Origin of the sequence: Pseudomonas atagonensis (genome assembly GCF_011369485.1) — a bacterium.
Taxonomy (GTDB): Bacteria; Pseudomonadota; Gammaproteobacteria; order Pseudomonadales; family Pseudomonadaceae; genus Aquipseudomonas; species Aquipseudomonas atagonensis.
On sequence record NZ_VXCA01000034.1, the window covers coordinates 79,396 to 97,523 of the forward strand.

Sequence of the window (18,128 nt, forward strand, 5' to 3'; positions counted from 1 at the left end):
TACCGCTGAACGCGAAACGTGGGCACAAGCGAGTAACACGGAAACAAATTGTCTGATTCTGACTGAAGGAAAAATCCTTCAAAAATCTCAAACCCTTGATTTACAAGGGTTTTGAAAAGTTGGCACGGCTTCTGCTATCTCTATGGCATAACAAGAATAAAAAGCAGCAAACCAATAAAAATAAGACGTACCGACTCTGACATAACAAAAACAACACGGCAGAGACGCAGCTAACAGATTTTTTTGGAGAAGGTGTGCTTTTCAGGGTATTCCTCGGAATGACCCGCAACCGGGCAGAGAACAATAAAACTACCTTCAGGTAGCTCCCGAATCGGTTGGATCGCTAGACGAGAAAGCAGATCAGCGCTCAAAAAAATACGTTTGCTCTTGACCCCGGATGGGGGTCGCCAAAAACAGCGGTAAAGGGCCACGGTTGCCAAAAACAACAACAGACCGACCCTCAATAATAAAAAAGAGCACGCGACGACAAAATTAAAGGGGAGCTTCGGCTCCCCTTTGTGCTTTCTGTGATTCCTCTTTTCACCGCAGTTCCCTTGTAGGAGTGAGCCTGCTCGCGATAGCGTCGTGTCAGTCGTTGCAAATATTGACTGATACACCGCTATCGCGAGCAGGCTCACTCCTACATTTGATCTTCGTCAGGCGTGCTTTTCGCGTAACTCTTCAATGCTGATCTCGCGCATGCGGAATTTCTGGATCTTGCCCGTCACCGTCATCGGAAACTCCTCGACGAATTTAAAGTAACGCGGCGTCTTGAAGTGGGCGATCCGCTCCTTGCACCACGCTTGCAGTTCTTGTTCGGTGGCGCTGTGGCCGGGATGGAATTTGATCCAGGCGACGATTTCCTCGCCGTAACGCGAGCAGGGAATGCCGATCACCTGCACGTCCGCCACCGCTGGATGGGTGAAGAAGAACTCTTCCAGTTCGCGCGGGTAAATGTTCTCGCCGCCACGGATGATCATGTCCTTGTTACGGCCGGCGATGCACACGTAACCCTCGTCGTTCATGCTCGCCAGGTCGCCGGTGTGCATCCAGCCTGCCGCGTCGATGGCTTCGGCGGTGGCATTCGGGTTGTTCCAGTAGCCGAGCATCACGCTGTAGCCACGAGTGCACAGCTCGCCGATGGTGCCGCGTGGCACCGGATTGCCGGCCTCGTCGATGATTTTGCTTTCGAGTTGCGGCTGGGTGCGGCCGACGGTGGTGACGCGCAGTTCCAGTTCGTCGGATGGCCCGGTCTGCAGGGACACGGGACTGGTTTCGGTCATGCCGTAGGCGATCTGCACTTCACTCATGTGCATCTCGTTGATGACCCGACGCATCACCTCGATCGGGCAGGTGGCGCCGGCCATGATCCCGGTGCGCAGGGTCGACAGGTCGAACTCGGCGCGCTGCGGCTGATCGAGCATGGCGATGAACATGGTCGGCACGCCGTACAGCGCGGTGGCTTTTTCTTCGGCGACGGTGCTCAGGGTCAGCAGCGGATCGAAGGCATCGTTGGGATAAATCATGGTGCTGCCGTGGGTGATGCAGCCGAGATTGCCCATGACCATGCCGAAGCAGTGATACAGCGGCACCGGGATCACCAGGCGATCAGCGGCGGTCAGGCCGAGGCTTTCGCCGACCATGTAACCGTTGTTGAGGATGTTGTAGTGACTGAGGGTCGCGCCCTTGGGAAAACCGGTGGTGCCGGAGGTGTACTGAATGTTGACGGGCTGATCGAAGTGCAGGCTGTCGCTGCGTTCACGTAGTTGTTCTGGAGAGACACTGGCGGCCAGATCTGCCAGTTGCGACCACGGGAGAAAACCCGAAGGCGGCTGGGGATCAAGGCTGATCAACCCGCGCAGTTCCGGCAGGCGCTCGCTGCGCAGCTCGCCGATGGATTGCTCGACCAGTTCAGGCAGCAAGCCTTGCAACATGCCGTGATAGTTGGAGCTCTTGAACGCGCCCGCGCAGACCAGCCATTGGCAGCCGGATTGCTTGAGCACGTATTCGAGTTCGGAGCTGCGGTAGGCCGGGTTGATGTTGACCAGAATCACGCCGATCTTCGCGGTGGCGAACTGTGTGATGCACCACTGCGCGCAGTTCGGCGCCCAGATGCCGAGCCGATCGCCGGCCTGCAAACCCAACGCCAGCAATGCTCTGGCATGCACGTCCACTGCCTCGGCCAGTTGCCGCCAGCTGTAACGTAGCTGCTGATGGCGCACCACCAGCGCCTCGCCGTCCGGGTACTGCGCGACGGTCTCGTCGAACTTCTGCCCGATGGTCATCGCCAGCAAGGCTTTGCTCTGGGAACCACGGGTGTAGCTGCGCTGCGGGTTTGCACTGGGTTGATCCATGACGACCCCTATTGTCTTTATTAGTGGGTTTACCGGTTTACACTTTTGTGGGAGCCAACTGTGGCGAGTGGATTTATCCCCGTTGGGTGGCGAAGCCGCCCCCTGCATAACTCCAGACAAATCAGATTTACAGATTTCACGACTGCTTCGCAGCCGAGCGGGGATAAATCCCCTCGCCACAAAAGCCCGCTCCCACAAAAAAGCGATCCGCTTTCAATCTTGAACTGGCTCTACTCTCGCTCAAGTTGACGTTAACGTAAAGGGTGATTGACAGCCATTCGTCACAGGCTTACGTTAACGTAAAGGTGAGAACTGAAACGCCCTTCTCCCCACCCTACAAAAAAGCCAAAAGGTGACCCATGAGCTATCCATCCCTGAACTTCGCCCTCGGTGAAACCATCGACATGCTGCGCGATCAGGTTCAGTCCTTCGTCGCCGATCAGATCGCTCCGCGTGCGGCGCAGATCGACAGTGACAACCTGTTCCCCGCCGACATGTGGCGCAAATTCGGAGACATGGGCCTGCTCGGCATCACCGTGCCGGAAGAGTACGGCGGTGCTGGCCTGGGTTACCTGGCGCACGTCGTGGCGATGGAAGAAATCAGCCGTGGCTCCGCTTCCGTAGCGCTGTCCTACGGCGCGCACTCCAACCTCTGCGTTAACCAGATCAACCGCAACGGCAATCACGAACAGAAATCCAAATACCTGCCGAAGCTGATCAGCGGCGAACACGTTGGCGCCCTCGCTATGAGCGAGCCGAATGCCGGTTCCGACGTGGTTTCGATGAAGCTGCGTGCCGACAAGCGCGGCGACCGTTTCGTGCTCAACGGCAGCAAGACCTGGATCACCAACGGCCCCGACGCCAACACCTACGTGATCTACGCCAAGACCGACCTGGAAAAAGGCCCGCACGGCATCACCGCGTTCATCGTCGAGCGTGACTGGAAAGGCTTCAGCCGCAGCAACAAGTTCGACAAGCTCGGCATGCGCGGCTCCAACACCTGCGAGCTGTTCTTCGATGACGTCGAAGTGCCGGAAGAAAACATCCTCGGCGTGCTCAACGGCGGCGTGAAAGTCTTGATGAGCGGCCTCGATTACGAGCGCGTGGTTCTTTCCGGTGGACCGACCGGGATCATGCAGTCGTGCATGGACCTCATCGTGCCGTACATCCACGACCGCAAGCAGTTCGGCCAGAGCATCGGCGAATTCCAGCTGATCCAGGGCAAAGTCGCCGACATGTACACCCAGCTCAACGCCAGCCGCGCTTACCTTTACGCCGTGGCCCAGGCCTGCGAACGCGGCGAAACCACGCGCAAGGACGCCGCCGGGGTGATCCTCTACACCGCCGAACGCGCCACGCAAATGGCCCTCGACGCAATCCAGATTCTCGGCGGTAACGGTTACATCAACGAATTCCCGGCTGGCCGTCTGCTGCGAGACGCCAAGCTGTACGAAATCGGCGCCGGTACCAGTGAGATCCGTCGCATGCTGATCGGTCGCGAACTGTTCAACGAAACCCGCTAAACGGAGCTGTCCATGGCTATCCTGCATACCCAGCTCAACCCTCGTTCAGCGGAGTTCACCGCCAACAGCGCAGCGATGCTCGAACAGGTCGACGCCCTGCACACCCTGCTGGCCCAAGTGGCTCAGGGTGGCGGCGCGAAAGCTCAGGAACGGCACACCTCGCGTGGCAAACTGCTGCCGCGCGAGCGAATCAACCGCTTGCTCGATCCGGGCTCACCGTTTCTGGAAATCAGTCAATTGGCCGCCCACGCTGTGTATGGCGAAGACGTGCCGGCCGCTGGCGTCATTGCCGGGATCGGTCGAGTCGAAGGCGTCGAGTGCATGATCGTCGCCAACGACGCGACGGTAAAAGGTGGCTCGTACTACCCGTTGACCGTGAAGAAACACCTGCGCGCGCAAACCATCGCCCAGCAGAACCGTCTGCCATGCATCTATCTGGTGGATTCGGGCGGCGCCAACCTGCCGCGTCAGGACGAAGTGTTCCCGGATCGCGAGCACTTCGGGCGGATCTTCTTCAACCAGGCCAACATGAGCGCCATGGGGATTCCGCAGATTGCCGTGGTCATGGGCTCCTGCACTGCCGGCGGCGCTTACGTGCCGGCGATGGCCGACGAAGCAATCATGGTGCGCAATCAGGCGACGATTTTCCTCGCCGGCCCGCCGCTGGTGAAAGCCGCGACCGGTGAAGTGGTCAGCGCCGAAGACCTCGGCGGGGCCGATGTGCATTGCAAGATTTCCGGGGTCGCCGACCACTACGCCGAAAGCGATGAGCACGCCCTCGCCCTCGCCCGCCGCAGCGTCGCCAACCTCAACTGGCGCAAACTTGGTGAAGTGCAGCAGCGCACCCCGATTGCGCCGCTGTATGCCAGCGACGAGTTGTACGGCGTGGTTTCGGCGGACGCGAAGCAGCCGTTCGATGTGCGCGAAGTGATTGCGCGGCTGGTCGACGGTTCAGTGTTCGATGAATTCAAAGCCTTGTTCGGCACGACGCTGGTGTGCGGTTTCGCCCACCTGCACGGCTACCCCATCGCGATCCTCGCCAACAACGGCATCCTGTTCGCCGAAGCCGCGCAAAAAGGCGCGCACTTCATCGAACTGGCCTGCCAGCGCGGCATCCCGCTTTTGTTCCTGCAGAACATCACAGGCTTCATGGTCGGCCAGAAATACGAGGCCGGCGGCATCGCCAAACACGGCGCGAAACTGGTGACCGCCGTGGCGTGCGCCAAGGTGCCGAAATTCACCGTGATCATCGGCGGCAGCTTCGGCGCCGGCAACTACGGCATGTGCGGGCGGGCCTACGATCCGCGCTTCCTGTGGATGTGGCCGAATGCGCGGATCGGCGTGATGGGCGCCGAACAGGCGGCCGGCGTGCTGGTTCAGGTCAAGCGCGAGCAGGCCGAACGCAGCGGCCAGGCGTTCAGTGCCGAACAGGAAAGCGAGATCAAGCAACCGATTCTCGACCAGTACGAAGAGCAGGGTCACCCCTACTACTCCAGCGCACGACTGTGGGACGACGGCGTCATCGACCCGGCACAGACCCGCGATGTGCTGGCCCTGGCCTTGTCCGCGTCGTTGAACGCGCCTATCGAACCGAGCCGCTTCGGCGTGTTCCGGATGTGATCGGGAGAACCTCATGAGCGACTTCAACACCCTCGAATTACAAAGCGATCCACGGGGTTTCGCGACCCTGTGGCTCAGCCGCGAAGAAAAGAATAACGCGTTCAACGCCGAGATGATCCGCGAACTGATCCTGGCTTTGGACAAGGTCGCCAGCGACGCCAGCCTGCGTTTCCTGCTGGTGCGCGGGCGCGGCAAGCACTTCAGCGCCGGCGCGGATCTGGCCTGGATGCAGCAATCGGCCGAGCTCGATTACCACACCAACCTCGACGACGCCCGGGAACTGGCGGAGCTGATGTACAACCTCGCCAAACTGAAAATCCCGACCGTGGCCGTGGTGCAAGGCGCGGCGTTTGGCGGCGCATTGGGTTTGATCAGTTGCTGTGACATGGCGATTGGTGCCGATGAGGCGCAGTTCTGCCTGTCGGAAGTGCGCATCGGCCTGGCGCCCGCGGTGATCAGTCCGTTCGTGGTGCAAGCCATCGGCGAACGTGCGACGCGGCGTTATGCGCTGACGGCCGAGCGTTTTGGCGGCCAACGGGCGCGTGAAATTGGATTGCTGTCCGAGAGCTATCCAGCGACTGGGCTTGAACAGAAAGTCGAACAATGGATCGACAATCTGCTGCTCAACAGCCCCGCCGCCATGCGCGCCAGCAAGGATCTGCTGCGTGAAGTCGGCAACGGCGCGCTGACTCCGGCCCTGCGTCGTTACACCGAAAACGCCATCGCCCGCATCCGCGTCAGCCCGGAAGGCCAGGAGGGTCTGCGGGCCTTTTTGCAGAAACGTCCGCCGATCTGGCAAGCCGCAACGACCACCAAGGAGTCGCGTTGATGAGCGCACCTGTTCTCACCACCCTGCTGGTGGCCAACCGTGGCGAAATCGCTTGCCGCGTGATGCGCACCGCCAAAGCCCTTGGCCTGACCACCGTCGCCGTGCACAGCGCCACCGACCGCGACGCGCGGCACAGCCGTGAAGCGGATATCCGTGTCGATCTGGGCGGCAGCAAAGCGGCCGACAGCTATCTGCAAATCGATAAATTGATCTCGGCGGCCAAAGCCAGCGGCGCTCAGGCGATTCATCCCGGTTATGGCTTTCTGTCCGAGAACGCCGGGTTCGCCCGCGCCATCGAAGCGGCCGGACTGATTTTCCTCGGCCCGCCCGCCTCGGCCATCGACGCCATGGGCAGCAAATCCGCCGCCAAGGCGCTGATGGAAACCGCTGGCGTGCCACTGGTGCCGGGCTATCACGGCGAAGCACAAGACCTCGACACCTTCCGCGATGCCTGCGAACGCATCGGCTACCCGGTTCTGCTCAAAGCCACAGCGGGTGGCGGCGGCAAGGGCATGAAAGTGGTTGAGGACGTCAGCCAGTTGGCAGAAGCCCTCGCCTCCGCTCAGCGTGAAGCACAGTCGTCATTCGGTGATTCGCGGATGCTTGTTGAGAAATACCTGCTCAAGCCGCGCCACGTGGAAATTCAGGTGTTTGCCGATCAGCATGGCAACTGCCTGTACCTGAACGAACGTGACTGCTCGATTCAGCGTCGGCACCAGAAGGTCGTTGAAGAGGCGCCGGCACCGGGCCTTAGTCCGGAACTGCGTCGTGCGATGGGCGAAGCAGCTGTGCGTTCGGCGCAGGCCATTGGTTACGTCGGCGCTGGCACAGTGGAGTTTTTGCTGGATGCTCGCGGCGAGTTCTTCTTCATGGAGATGAACACGCGGCTGCAGGTCGAGCACCCGGTCACGGAGGCCATCACCGGTCTCGATCTGGTGGCCTGGCAGATTCGCGTCGCCCGTGGCGAAGCTCTGCCGATCACTCAGGATCAGGTGCCGCTGAACGGGCATGCAATTGAAGTTCGGTTGTATGCGGAGGATCCATCGAATGATTTCCTGCCCGCGACCGGGCGTCTGGATCTGTATCGCGAATCCGCCGCAGGCCCGGGGCGCCGGGTGGACAGCGGCGTTGAGGAAGGCGACGAGATTTCGCCGTTCTATGACCCGATGCTCGGCAAACTGATTGCCTGGGGCGAAGACCGTGAACAGGCGCGCCTGCGGCTGCTGAGCATGCTCGATGAATTCGCGATTGGCGGATTGAAGACCAACATCAACTTTCTGCGGCGGATCATCGCTCACCCGGCTTTTGCGGCGGCGGAGCTGGACACCGGTTTTATCCCACGCTATCAGGAGCAATTGCTGCCGGCTACCGACGCGTTAAGCGACGCGTTCTGGGAGGCGGCGGCACAGGCATTCGCGCAAAGTCTGCCAAGGCTTACGCGGACAGATGATCCGGCTTCGCCGTGGGCCTCAAGCACTGGTTTGCGCGCAGGCTTGCCGCGTGAGGTCACGCTGCATCTGAGTTGCGAAGGTCAGGATCGGGCGCTGACGTTGGCTGCCAATACAGACGCCAGACTGTCGGGTGAAGCACTGGTTGTTGAACACGAGGGTGTGCGGCGCAGGTTGCGGGCGATTCGACAGGGTGATTCGTTGTACCTGCAATGGGACGGTGAATTGCGCCGGGTCGAAACGTACGATCCGATCAGCGCCGTCGAAGCCAGTCACAGCCATCAAGGCGGGCTGACAGCGCCCATGAACGGCAGCATCGTTCGTGTCTTGGTGGAAGCGGGTCAGTCAGTGGAGGCCGGTGCACAATTGGTGGTGCTGGAGGCCATGAAGATGGAGCACAGCATCCGCGCACCTCACGCCGGAGTGATCAAAGCGCTGTATTGCCAGGAAGGCGAAATGGTTGGCGAAGGCAGCGCTTTGGTAGAACTGGAAGCAGTGTGAATGGAGGATCGATCCTACGCCAGGCGAGGATCGATCTGACTAGAAACGCACCGTTGCCTGAACCACCACACCGATAATTCGGCACTCATCGGTAAACAGGGCTTTCGGCCAGGTCGGATTGAGCGGTACCAGGTAACGCTGGCCGCCCTCTTCGTCGAGTTTGCGAAAAATCGCTTCCTCACATTCCGGCCACTGCGCGATCACCAGTTTGCCGGGCACCGCTTCCACCGCCGGGTCGACAAGAATCAGCATGCCCTCGGCGATGCTCGGGCCGCTGGGTGCCGTCATCGAATCCCCCGCCACCGTAAGCCAGAACGCCTTGCCGACGGCGTGATAATCCGTCAGTTCGAAGCGTTGCTTTTCCTGAGCCCTGGCATAGGCCGGTTCGCTCTCGCACACCCCGGGCGACACGCCCCAGTCACCCACCGGGTAACGGAAGTAAGGGTTGTATTTGTGCGCCAGCGGCATCTCGTCGTCTTCCGGCGGCTGCGGCTCGCGGATCACCATGGCGACCTCGAGAAACTCCAGTCCCAACGCCTGCAAGACGCGGTTCATTTCAGTGATACCGGGTTCGCGACGTTTGTTCAGCCAATGACCGATCCCGCCCTGGGACATGCCGACGCGCTCTCCGAGCTCTGTTTGAGTGATTTTGAGTTCACTCATCTTGGCCTTGACCAACTCAATCCATTTATCCATGTGCGGCACCTTACGCGGACGCCTTCGGCCGGCAAAACACATATTGTAGTATTTAAATTCAAGTCACAATTACGGATCGTACTATGCTGCGGATACGGATTTCCAATTCAACAAGGAGTGAGCTTTCATCATGAATATCAGCAGCAAGGACTTGCCCGATCTTCAAATGGACACCACGTTTACCTCGCCCCAAGGCAACGCGGCGGCACAGAGAGCGCTGGACTACTACTTGAAACCAGCTGTTTCAGAACCCGAGGTCGACGAGCGTTTTTTCGACGTCAACCGCCATCTCAGCGGCGAAGAAGCGTTGGTGCACGCTTCGGATTTGTTGCGCTGTGCGGCCGCCACGGCATTCAAGGCAGCAGAAAACCTGCAAGGCGTGAGTCGCGACCTGGCCTTTTCGGTGGTGCACATGGTGGATATGGCGCGGGCAATGGTCGACCATTCGCTCGATGGCGAGGAAGCCTGAGGAACGGAACAGAGACGGACAGGAAAGAATTTTCCAATCGCGCAGATAAAAACATTTGACTTGCAAATGATAATGATTATTATTGCAAGCAGCTGATCGCGAGATCAGTCGATGGACCAGAGACCTTAGGTCGGTCTTCTGGACTATCTCCTCATCAGGCTAATCACGGTTTTTGACCCGGCTTTTTGCCGGGTCTTTTTTTTGCCCGTTTTTTAGGCTTGTGGCTTCAGGCTAATGAAGTCTTTAGGTGCAGCAAATTCGATGGCGCGGATAATATCAAAAGAATATCGGTTGGCAAGCCAAGCCCGGCCACATTGGGCCAAACTAATGACAATTAGCACTTGAGAATCAATCGCACAGCCTCTAAGCTGCGTCCGCGTCATGGAGGACGCCCCCCGCCACACCCCGCAATTTCCCTCGGTTTCACCGCTGTCTTGCGTGTAAAGTAGCCGCCATAAAAATCATATTCAGGAACCGATTATGACCGTGGCCAAATCTTCGTTCGACATCAGTGCCAACTTCGACAGCGGCAACATTCAAGTCATCGACATCAGTAATCCGCTCAACCCGGTTCTGGCTATTCGCCCAGACACCCGCAGCGCGCATTTCCAGTGGTTCCACTTCAAAGCCAGCGGCCTGCATGTCCATCAGGAGCACTGGTTTCGTCTGGTCAATGCCAGCCAGTCCTCCTACAACAAAGCCTGGACCGGCTATCAGGCCGTCGCGTCCTACGACCACGTCAACTGGTTCCGCATTCCGACCCAATTCGAAGGCGACAGCCTGCGTTTCTGCCTCGAAGCCGAGCAGACCCACGCCTGGTTCGCCTACTTCGAACCCTACAGCCGTGGCCGCCACGACTGGCTGATCGAGCAGGCACTGACCAAGGCCGGCACCGAGTTGCTGGCGACCGGCAAGAGCGTCGAAGGCCGCGGCATTCAATTGCTGCGCAAAGGCAGTGGCGCCGAAGGTCAGCGCAAGATCTGGATCATCGCCCAACAGCATCCGGGCGAGCACATGGCCGAATGGTTCATGGAAGGCGTGATCGAGCGCCTGGAAAAACACGACGATCCGGTACTGAACAAGCTGCTGGAAAGTGCCGATCTTTATCTTGTACCGAACATGAACCCGGACGGCGCTTTCCATGGCCATCTGCGCACCAATGCGATGGGCCAGGACTTAAACCGCGCTTGGCAGAATGCCAGTCAGGAAGTCAGCCCCGAGGTACTTTTCGTACAACAACAGATGGAAAAATATGGCGTCGACCTGTTCCTCGACGTACACGGTGACGAGGAAATTCCTCACGTGTTCACCGCCGGTTGCGAAGGCAATCCGGGTTACACGCCTCGAATCGAAAAGCTTGAAGAGCATTTCCGCAGCCACCTCAAGCACACCACCAAAGACTTCCAGACCCAGTACGGCTACACCCGAGACGAACCGGGCAAGGCCAACATGACCTTGGCCTGCAACAGCGTCGGCCAGAAGTACGACTGCCTGTCGCTGACCCTGGAGATGCCGTTCAAGGATCACGACGATCATCCGGACAAACTGACGGGCTGGTCGGGCAAACGCTCGAAGCAACTGGGCAAAGACGTATTGACCACCATCGCCGACATGGTCGATACCCTGCGCTGATCGCCTCCTTCGCGTAAGCAAAAGATCGCAGCTTGTCTGCGATCTTTTGCTTTTTGTCATGCCTGAATCCGCTCAAACAGGTTGCAAAACAAAACCAGAATACTTACCGTGATTCTGGTTTTAATTTGAAACCCAAGAACGGAAATCAGACATGAACGCTCAACCTCTCAACAGCGCTGTCGTGCTGCTGTTCGCCGTTGCCTGCGGGCTGGCGGTGGGTAACGTGTACTACGCACAACCGCTGCTGGACACGATGGCCGAGGCGTTTGCCATGTCGCCGGCCAGTATCGGCATCGTCATCACCCTGACCCAGATCGGCTACGGCGTCGGTCTGGTGCTGTTGGTGCCGCTGGGGGATCTGCTCAACCGGCGGCGTCTGATCGTCACCCAAACACTGCTTTCAGCCTGCGCGTTGCTGATGATCGCGTTGGCGCCTGACAGCGTATGGCTGCTGCTTGGCATGACGCTGACCGGTTTGCTCGCGGTGGTCACACAAGTGCTGGTGGCCTATGCCGCGACCCTGGCGATTCCGGCACAACGGGGTCGAGTGGTCGGTGTGGTCACCAGCGGCATCGTCATCGGCATTCTGCTGGCCCGCACGGTGGCCGGTTTCACGGCGGATCTGGCGGGATGGCGAGCGATCTACTGGCTGTCGGCGGCGCTGACGTTGTTGATGGCGTTGCTGCTTTATCGCGTGTTGCCGAAAAACGAAACCCCACAACCGGCCAGCACCTACGTTGCGCTGATTGCGTCGGTATTCAGTCTGTTCAAGGAAGAACCGGTGCTGCGCCATCGCGCAATACTCGCGCTGCTGACCTTCGCCAGCGCCATGGTGTTGTGGACACCGATGGTGTTGCCCTTGGCCGCCCCGCCGCTGTCGCTTTCCCACAGCGAAATCGGATTGTTCGGACTCGCCGGTGCTGCCGGCGCACTCGCCGCCGCGCGTGCCGGGGATCTGGCAGACCGTGGTTTCGGCCATTGGGTCAGCGGACTTTCTCTGTTGCTGATGCTCGGTTCGTGGCTGCCGATCGCCCTCACCCAATCCTCGCTGTGGGCGCTGCTACTCGGGGTAATCACCCTGGATCTGGGCCTGCAAGCCGTGCACGTCGCCAGCCAGAGCATGATTTACAGCGTGCGCCCCGAAACGCAAAGCCGCCTCACCGCCGGTTACATGCTGTTCTATTCAATCGGCAGTGCTCTGGGCTCGATTGCCTCGACCGCCACTTACGCCTGGGCCGGATGGATGGGCGTTTGTCTACTCGGCGCCGGTATCAATGCGCTGGCGCTGGTGTATTGGTGGTTGACCCTGAAAAGCGGCGCATCCGCACGATGCGCCGCTCAAACGGATTAACCGCGATCGCGTCCGCGCAACATGCTGTCGAGCACTTCGTCACGGCGCACCCAGCCATGAAACAACGCAGCCGCCAAGTGCAGCAGCACGGTGAGAAACAGCAAGTACGCCAGATAACCATGTGCCTTGCGCAGCAGCGCAAACACCTGCGCATCGGCGGGCACAATCGACGGCAACTGCAGCGAACTGCTGAGCATCACCGGCTCGCCCGACGCGCTGATCATCGCCCAGCCGAGCACCGGCAAAACCAGCATCAACGCGTACAGCAACACATGCGAAGCCTTGGCCGCCATTACTTGCCAGCCTGGCAGATCCGCCGGCAATGGCGGTTGGCGCGTGGAGAAACGCACCAGCAGACGCACGATCACCAGTGCCAGAATCGCAATGCCGAGCGGCTTGTGCAGGTGAATCAGCCATTCATGCCGTTCCGACACCGAAGTCACCATTCCCGCGCCGATAAACAGCATCGCGATGATCATCAGCGCCATCAGCCAGTGCAGCAGACGCGCCAGCAAAGCGAAATGAGTCGGTTGAGTGCTCATGGACGAGCCTCCTGTTTGGCGGCGGGCAACTGGCTGACTTCGCTAGTGCGACGCAGGTAGGAATCGGCGTAACCGGCAGAGCGAGCCGCCAGCAGTGGATCGTCGGAACCTTGAATCCCGGCCGGCAGCACCAGCGGGTCGTAGTTGATGTCGCGGCACTCGCCACTCAATTGCGGCTGGGTTTTCTCCAACACCAGAGTTCCGGCGTTGATCACTTTACGCCCGGCAGGCCAGGTTTTGCTGGCGTCGTTCACCGGGTCATCGGCGTTGGCCAGGGTGATGTTCAACTGAAAGCGCAGGGGCGCGGCGGCCAATCGCTGTACCAGATCTTTCTCCAGAAAATCACCGCCCTCGGGTGCCATGGCGCCTGCTGCGTCTTGTGCCAGCGGCGTCATGCTCCAGCGCACCGCCTGTTTTTTGCCGCTGGCATCGACCAGATAGAACGCATTGACGCTGTTGTAGGTTTCGGTGGCGTAACTGGCCGATGGCTTGGCCGTCTTCACCCACGTCAGAAACGGCACCGCCTCCGGGTGCGCAGCAAAGAACGCCGGCACTTTGCCGGGATCGGGTTTACCGGTCGTCGGATCCGGCGACTGCGCCTGCTGCAATTGATAGAACGCCTCAGGGGTGCCCACCGGGAACACCGGCATGCTGTTCATCCCGGTACGCCATTGCTGACCGTTGGCCTGGGTGAAGCGCAGCGCCAGGCTGCGAATCGGCACGCTGCTGTCAGGCGCATAAGGATTGCCCGCCGGCAGCGCGAAACGCCCGACCACCGGGGTACGCGACTCATTAAAGACCTGCGCGGCCGAGAATGCCCGCGCCTCGCCACTGCTCTCGAAATGACCGATCACGCAGACACCTTTGGCGTGGTTGCGGCGAAATCCAGGGTGCACGCCGTTGTTCTTTTCCAGCACATCGACCAACGCTTTCGGCGTCAGACGCTGTGGGTCAAAGTTACCGTGAACGTAGGCAAACGCCCCGGCCACGGCTGCGACAACCACGGCGATACCGCCGAGACGCAACACCAGGCTCGCGGCACTCAATGGCGGGCGTTGTGGCCCGCCGGGCGGTGAGCTGCGATCAACCATGAAAGACTCCAGGGCCAATGGCCATAGGGAAAGGTGCTATGAGACGCACGTCTCGTGGGTTTATTCCCTTTGAACTGTAGTTTCTTTCACGCAGTGACGCGCGAGCTTACCTCTGGGCTGACTACATCAGATCAAACCGTGGCTCGCGCTTTTCCAGAAATGCCTGCATACCTTCCTTTTGGCCAGGCGTCGCAAACAAACCGTGAAACGAACGTCGCTCGAACAAAAGGCCTTCGCGCATGCCTGATTCATCGGCCCGGTCCACCGCCTCCCGCGCTGCCCGTGTCGCGGTGCGAGGAAAGCCGGCAATCCGCCGTGCAACCGCCAATGCCGATTCGAGCAAATGCCCGGTGGCGATCACCCGCGATACCAGACCTGACTGCTCCGCCTCACGAGCGGACATCGAGCGGCCCGTGAGAATCATGTCCATGGCTTTTGCACGCCCGATCAAACGGGTCAGACGCTGCGTGCCACCCATGCCCGGCATCACCCCCAAAGTGATCTCAGGCAGGCCGAATTGTGCGGACTCGGCCGCCACGATCACATCGCACATCATTGCCAGCTCGCACCCTCCGCCGCAGGCAAATCCAGCGACTGCCGCAACCTTCGGAGTGCGCAGCGCGGCAAACGCTTCCCAGCCGGCAAAGTAATCTTCCTGAATCATGTCCAGACAAGACTTTTCGTACATCTCCTTGATGTCAGCGCCTGCCGCGAAGTAATCCTTCGTACCAGTGATCAGGAAACACCCGACGCCAGGATCACCATCCAGTGCTTGCAGGGTTTCCAGCAGTTCACGCATCAGTTGTGTGCTCAGTGCATTGCGGGCGTGGGGCCGGTTGAGGCGGATCAACACCACGCGATCCAGTCTTTCGATCAATATATTCATCGCAGTCTCTTTCTATGTAAGGGGAAGGAAAAAGGTAATACGCCCGTCAGGAATCCCAGATCGCGCCGTAGGCCGGAATGCCCCGCCCCTCCATTTCCTTGACCACATGCTCCGTCAACGTCTGGTTGGAAATGCAAATCACCGCCTCCGCGCCGTGCCTTTGAACAGCTGAGTACGCCAGCATCACCAGGTCTGGCTTGCCCAGCAGATCGGTGTCCCAGATATGTGCATCGGGTTGGGCTTGAAGAATTTCATCGACCAACGCATCGCCGTAGGTCTTTCGCGGACTGCGGGTCGACCAGATCAAATGAATGGGTACCTGCTTCGCCAACAGATGCGGCAGCACTGGGCCGATCCCGCTGCCGGTGGCGACATAAACCACTGACTTGAACAGGGTTTCGATACGGGCGACCCCGGCGGTGGTGATGCCCTTGACCCAGACATGGGTCGGTGGCTGTTCGATCAGCTCGCCTGTCCAGTCACCCGCCCGGGAAATGATCAAGCGAAAACCGCGCTCGTCCGGTGCAGGAATATTGGCAAAGGAATGCCATTCCCACAGCGGATTGCGACTGATCGCGGTGGAGGATCCAGCGAACGGCGTATGGTGATCGAAGCGGGCAATGACCGCGTGTGACGATGGCTTGACCAACGTCACCGGCACCCTGCGCAGACGCAGCCAGGGCGACACGATGCTGATCGTCAGCACCGGCAGCATCCAGAACGACGCAGACGTCAGCAGCACCTGTGTCAGATCCGTCGATGGATTGCTGTCCCGGGCAAATACCAGTGTCATGGCCCAGAACAGCAGCAAGGCAGCCCAACCGGCAAAACGGTGTGTACGTTCAAAACCGTTATGAAAGCGCGAACGAATCCCTGGCATCGCCATGATTGCCATCAGCAACAACAACCCCAGCAACGTGCCGCTGATCGCCAGCAGCGTCAGCGAAACTCCACCTGCACCCTCGACTCTTTGCCAGACCAGCGAACCGAACAGCGCGATAAACCAGGCAATCGCAGCCATCGCTCCACCACTGTGCAAACCACCAAAGTGATAAACCTTGGCCAGCGAGCGACGAATCGCCAAAGGCCAGGTCGTGGGCGCACGAGTAGCCAGCCAGAACAACAGGTTGATCAGATATTGCTGACGAACCAGGATCGCCATCGACAGGTTGATCAACACCAGTTGCGACAACGCGTCCAGATCATGCCCCGAAGCTGACCACCACTGTCCGGCCGTCAGCCCATGCCCGAGCACAGCGAAATTACAGATCAACACCAGCGCGACCAGCCGGTTGTAATGGGAAAACAGCGGCAGCGTGCCCAAACGTCGCCATAACGCACGCGGCTCGGGCAAAGTGACGCCTGTGTCCAGGCCACTCATTGCCCCGCCTCCTGTTCGGCGGCGACACGCTGTGCGTGGTGTACCTGCGCTCGCTCAAGCAACAGCCGTTTGTCGACCTTGCCCCGCGAGGTCAGTGGAATTTCATCGACCGGCAGAATCATCGAAGGAACGCAGTAATAGGCCAGGCGCTCTTCGCAACGGCGTCGTGCCGCATCGATGTCCGTGGAAGCGGGATAGACGAAAGCCACCAGATTGCGGTTATCGAACTTCAATGTGACGGCGCGCTCACAACCCGGTGTCGACTCCAGCGCGGCCGAAACCGAATCCAGCTCGACCCGAAAGCCCCTGACTTTCACCTGATCATCCACACGACCCAGGTGCTCCAGCTCACCCTCATCGGTCCAGCGCCCCAGATCGCGGGTGCGAAACATCATCCGTCCTTGCCCCAGAAACGGGTCGAGACGGTAGCGTTCGGCAGTCAGTGCGGGGTTGCCCAAATAGCCGGCCGTCACGCAGTCGCCACCGGCCCACATCTCGCCCTGATCGCCCGGCCCGCACAATTGTCCCGCTTCATCCAGCACATATACCGTGTTGTTCGGCGTCGGTTTGCCGATCGTCATCCGGCCCGTGCCCTTGTAATGCTGCAGGGTGTTGATGATGGTGGTTTCGGTGGGCCCACAGGCGTTGTAAAAAATGCAAAAGGACGCCCAGCGATCGGCCAATGGCTGCGGGCAGGGTTCGCCTGCGAGGGCTACCACCTTCACCTGACTACAACGCACGGGGTCCAGCGTGGCGAGAATCGACGGCGTTGCGATCAACACATCGCATTGCTCAGCCGTCTCGGCGATGTCCTTGCCGCGGATCATCAGTGTTGCACCGTGGGCCAGGCAACCCAGAATTTCCCAGGCCGCCATGTCGAAAGCGATGTTGAGGATCTGGCCGACCTTCAAACCTGGCCGCATACCGAGATTGCCGGGAGCGGTCAGCAGAATATTGCAGACATTGCGTTGGGTAACCCTGACGCCATTGGGTTGCCCGGTCGTGCCGGACGTGAACAACACAAAGCACAGTGCATCCTCGGACGGCGCGCCACTCCCCACGTTCAAGTCATCGGTGATCGAAACTGGCGAGTCGATGAACGCGTCCAGATGGATGCAGTGCTGTCCCGCCGCCAGGGGAATGGCAGGCGCCAGTGTGGAAAGCGTCAGCACCACTTGCGTCGAGGCGGCTTCCATGATGTGGCGCAGTTGAGTCGCAGGTGTTATCCCAACATGTTGTGGAATATAGGCGGCCCCTACTTTCAATGCGGCAAGCATGCCCACCAGCATCGGGATAGAACGCTCGACAAACAGGGCGACATGATCACCGGGCACCACGCCCTGTGCCTTCAGCGCTGTGGCCAGCCGGTTGGCCTGGCGGTTCAGTTCACCGTACGTGAGGGTTTGCCCCTGAAAACATGCGGCCAGATTCTGCGGATGGGCCGCAGCCTGCTCTTCGATTGCACGATGGATCAACGAGAATCCTGGCTCGACCACCGGACCACAACCAAACTGACGCCAAGCGTCAGACTCGACAGACGATGTAAACGGGGTACCCATTGCGAATGCATGCATCTCAAATATCCCTATTGCTCAAATGATCGTTCCAGCCAAATCGACCACCGGCTGCCGTCAGGCTGTTTCGGTGGTTGTTTGCGCTTGTCGGACGGGTTGAGCCGGGGAATTTGAATCCATTACACGGACTACAAGATGCGGTGAGTTTTCCTACTTAGTGGGTTATAAAATCTTTCAGCCCGCAGGATGGAATAAGCTGTGTCGAGAGGCGTCTTTCTTTATGACTACCGC

14 protein-coding genes are annotated in these 18,128 nt (G+C 59.5%); 7 read left to right on the plus strand and 7 right to left on the minus strand.

All coding sequences use genetic code 11. From position 1 onward, the window contains the following. Positions 1 to 656: 656 nt before the first annotated feature. The gene (locus tag F2P67_RS22920; RefSeq protein ID WP_166224092.1) at positions 657 to 2,354 is read right to left on the minus strand and encodes an AMP-binding protein; all 1,698 of its coding nucleotides are present in this window, start codon (positions 2,352 to 2,354) and stop codon (positions 657 to 659) included. 359 nt (positions 2,355 to 2,713) lie between these two features. Between F2P67_RS22920 and F2P67_RS22925 the strand changes: the two genes are divergently transcribed. The 4 genes from F2P67_RS22925 to F2P67_RS22940 are packed head-to-tail and all read left to right on the plus strand — an operon-like array spanning position 2,714 to position 8,275. Continuing rightward, a complete protein-coding gene (locus F2P67_RS22925) occupies positions 2,714 to 3,877 on the plus strand; it encodes an isovaleryl-CoA dehydrogenase (protein ID WP_166224094.1) in 1,164 nt (387 codons plus the stop codon). 12 nt (positions 3,878 to 3,889) lie between these two features. After that, positions 3,890 to 5,497: a carboxyl transferase domain-containing protein gene (locus F2P67_RS22930; protein WP_166224096.1), complete on the plus strand. Its 1,608-nt coding sequence runs from the start codon at positions 3,890 to 3,892 to the stop codon at positions 5,495 to 5,497. A 13-nt stretch (positions 5,498 to 5,510) separates the two neighbouring features. Continuing rightward, complete coding sequence (locus F2P67_RS22935; protein WP_166224098.1) at positions 5,511 to 6,326, plus strand: gamma-carboxygeranoyl-CoA hydratase; 816 nt, start codon at positions 5,511 to 5,513, stop codon at positions 6,324 to 6,326. Continuing rightward, positions 6,326 to 8,275, plus strand: a complete 1,950-nt coding sequence (locus F2P67_RS22940) for an acetyl/propionyl/methylcrotonyl-CoA carboxylase subunit alpha (protein ID WP_166224100.1) — start codon at positions 6,326 to 6,328, stop codon at positions 8,273 to 8,275. Before F2P67_RS22935 ends, F2P67_RS22940 begins: the two co-directional genes overlap by 1 nt. Before the next feature lie 39 nt (positions 8,276 to 8,314). On the opposite strand, the gene F2P67_RS22945 is transcribed toward F2P67_RS22940, so the two are convergent. Next, positions 8,315 to 8,971: a LexA family protein gene (locus tag F2P67_RS22945; protein ID WP_166224102.1), complete on the minus strand. Its 657-nt coding sequence runs from the start codon at positions 8,969 to 8,971 to the stop codon at positions 8,315 to 8,317. 130 nt (positions 8,972 to 9,101) lie between these two features. Here F2P67_RS22945 and F2P67_RS22950 point away from each other — a divergent pair, with 130 nt between their 5' ends. From F2P67_RS22950 to F2P67_RS22960, 3 genes are all read left to right on the plus strand, one after another. Next, complete coding sequence (locus F2P67_RS22950) at positions 9,102 to 9,440, plus strand: DUF6124 family protein (protein ID WP_166224104.1); 339 nt, start codon at positions 9,102 to 9,104, stop codon at positions 9,438 to 9,440. A gap of 480 nt (positions 9,441 to 9,920) precedes the next feature. Continuing rightward, complete coding sequence (locus F2P67_RS22955; protein WP_166224106.1) at positions 9,921 to 11,072, plus strand: M14 family metallopeptidase; 1,152 nt, start codon at positions 9,921 to 9,923, stop codon at positions 11,070 to 11,072. A 151-nt stretch (positions 11,073 to 11,223) separates the two neighbouring features. After that, positions 11,224 to 12,423, plus strand: a complete 1,200-nt coding sequence (locus F2P67_RS22960; RefSeq protein WP_166224108.1) for an MFS transporter — start codon at positions 11,224 to 11,226, stop codon at positions 12,421 to 12,423. Here the strand turns inward: F2P67_RS22960 and F2P67_RS22965 are convergent. The 5 genes from F2P67_RS22965 to F2P67_RS22985 form a co-directional block, all read right to left on the minus strand. Further along, positions 12,420 to 12,965, minus strand: coding sequence for a cytochrome b (locus F2P67_RS22965; RefSeq protein ID WP_166224110.1), 546 nt, complete (start codon positions 12,963 to 12,965; stop codon positions 12,420 to 12,422). The two genes, F2P67_RS22960 and F2P67_RS22965, sit on opposite strands and share 4 nt — an antisense overlap. Continuing rightward, a complete protein-coding gene (locus tag F2P67_RS22970; protein WP_166224112.1) occupies positions 12,962 to 14,056 on the minus strand; it encodes a catalase family peroxidase in 1,095 nt (364 codons plus the stop codon). Before F2P67_RS22970 ends, F2P67_RS22965 begins: the two co-directional genes overlap by 4 nt. Before the next feature lie 121 nt (positions 14,057 to 14,177). Beyond that, a complete protein-coding gene (locus F2P67_RS22975) occupies positions 14,178 to 14,942 on the minus strand; it encodes an enoyl-CoA hydratase-related protein (protein ID WP_166224114.1) in 765 nt (254 codons plus the stop codon). 46 nt (positions 14,943 to 14,988) lie between these two features. Then, a complete protein-coding gene (locus F2P67_RS22980) occupies positions 14,989 to 16,323 on the minus strand; it encodes a ferredoxin reductase domain-containing protein (protein ID WP_166224116.1) in 1,335 nt (444 codons plus the stop codon). Continuing rightward, complete coding sequence (locus tag F2P67_RS22985; protein ID WP_178120949.1) at positions 16,320 to 17,882, minus strand: amino acid adenylation domain-containing protein; 1,563 nt, start codon at positions 17,880 to 17,882, stop codon at positions 16,320 to 16,322. Before F2P67_RS22985 ends, F2P67_RS22980 begins: the two co-directional genes overlap by 4 nt. Between the last annotated feature and the right edge of the window lie 246 nt (positions 17,883 to 18,128).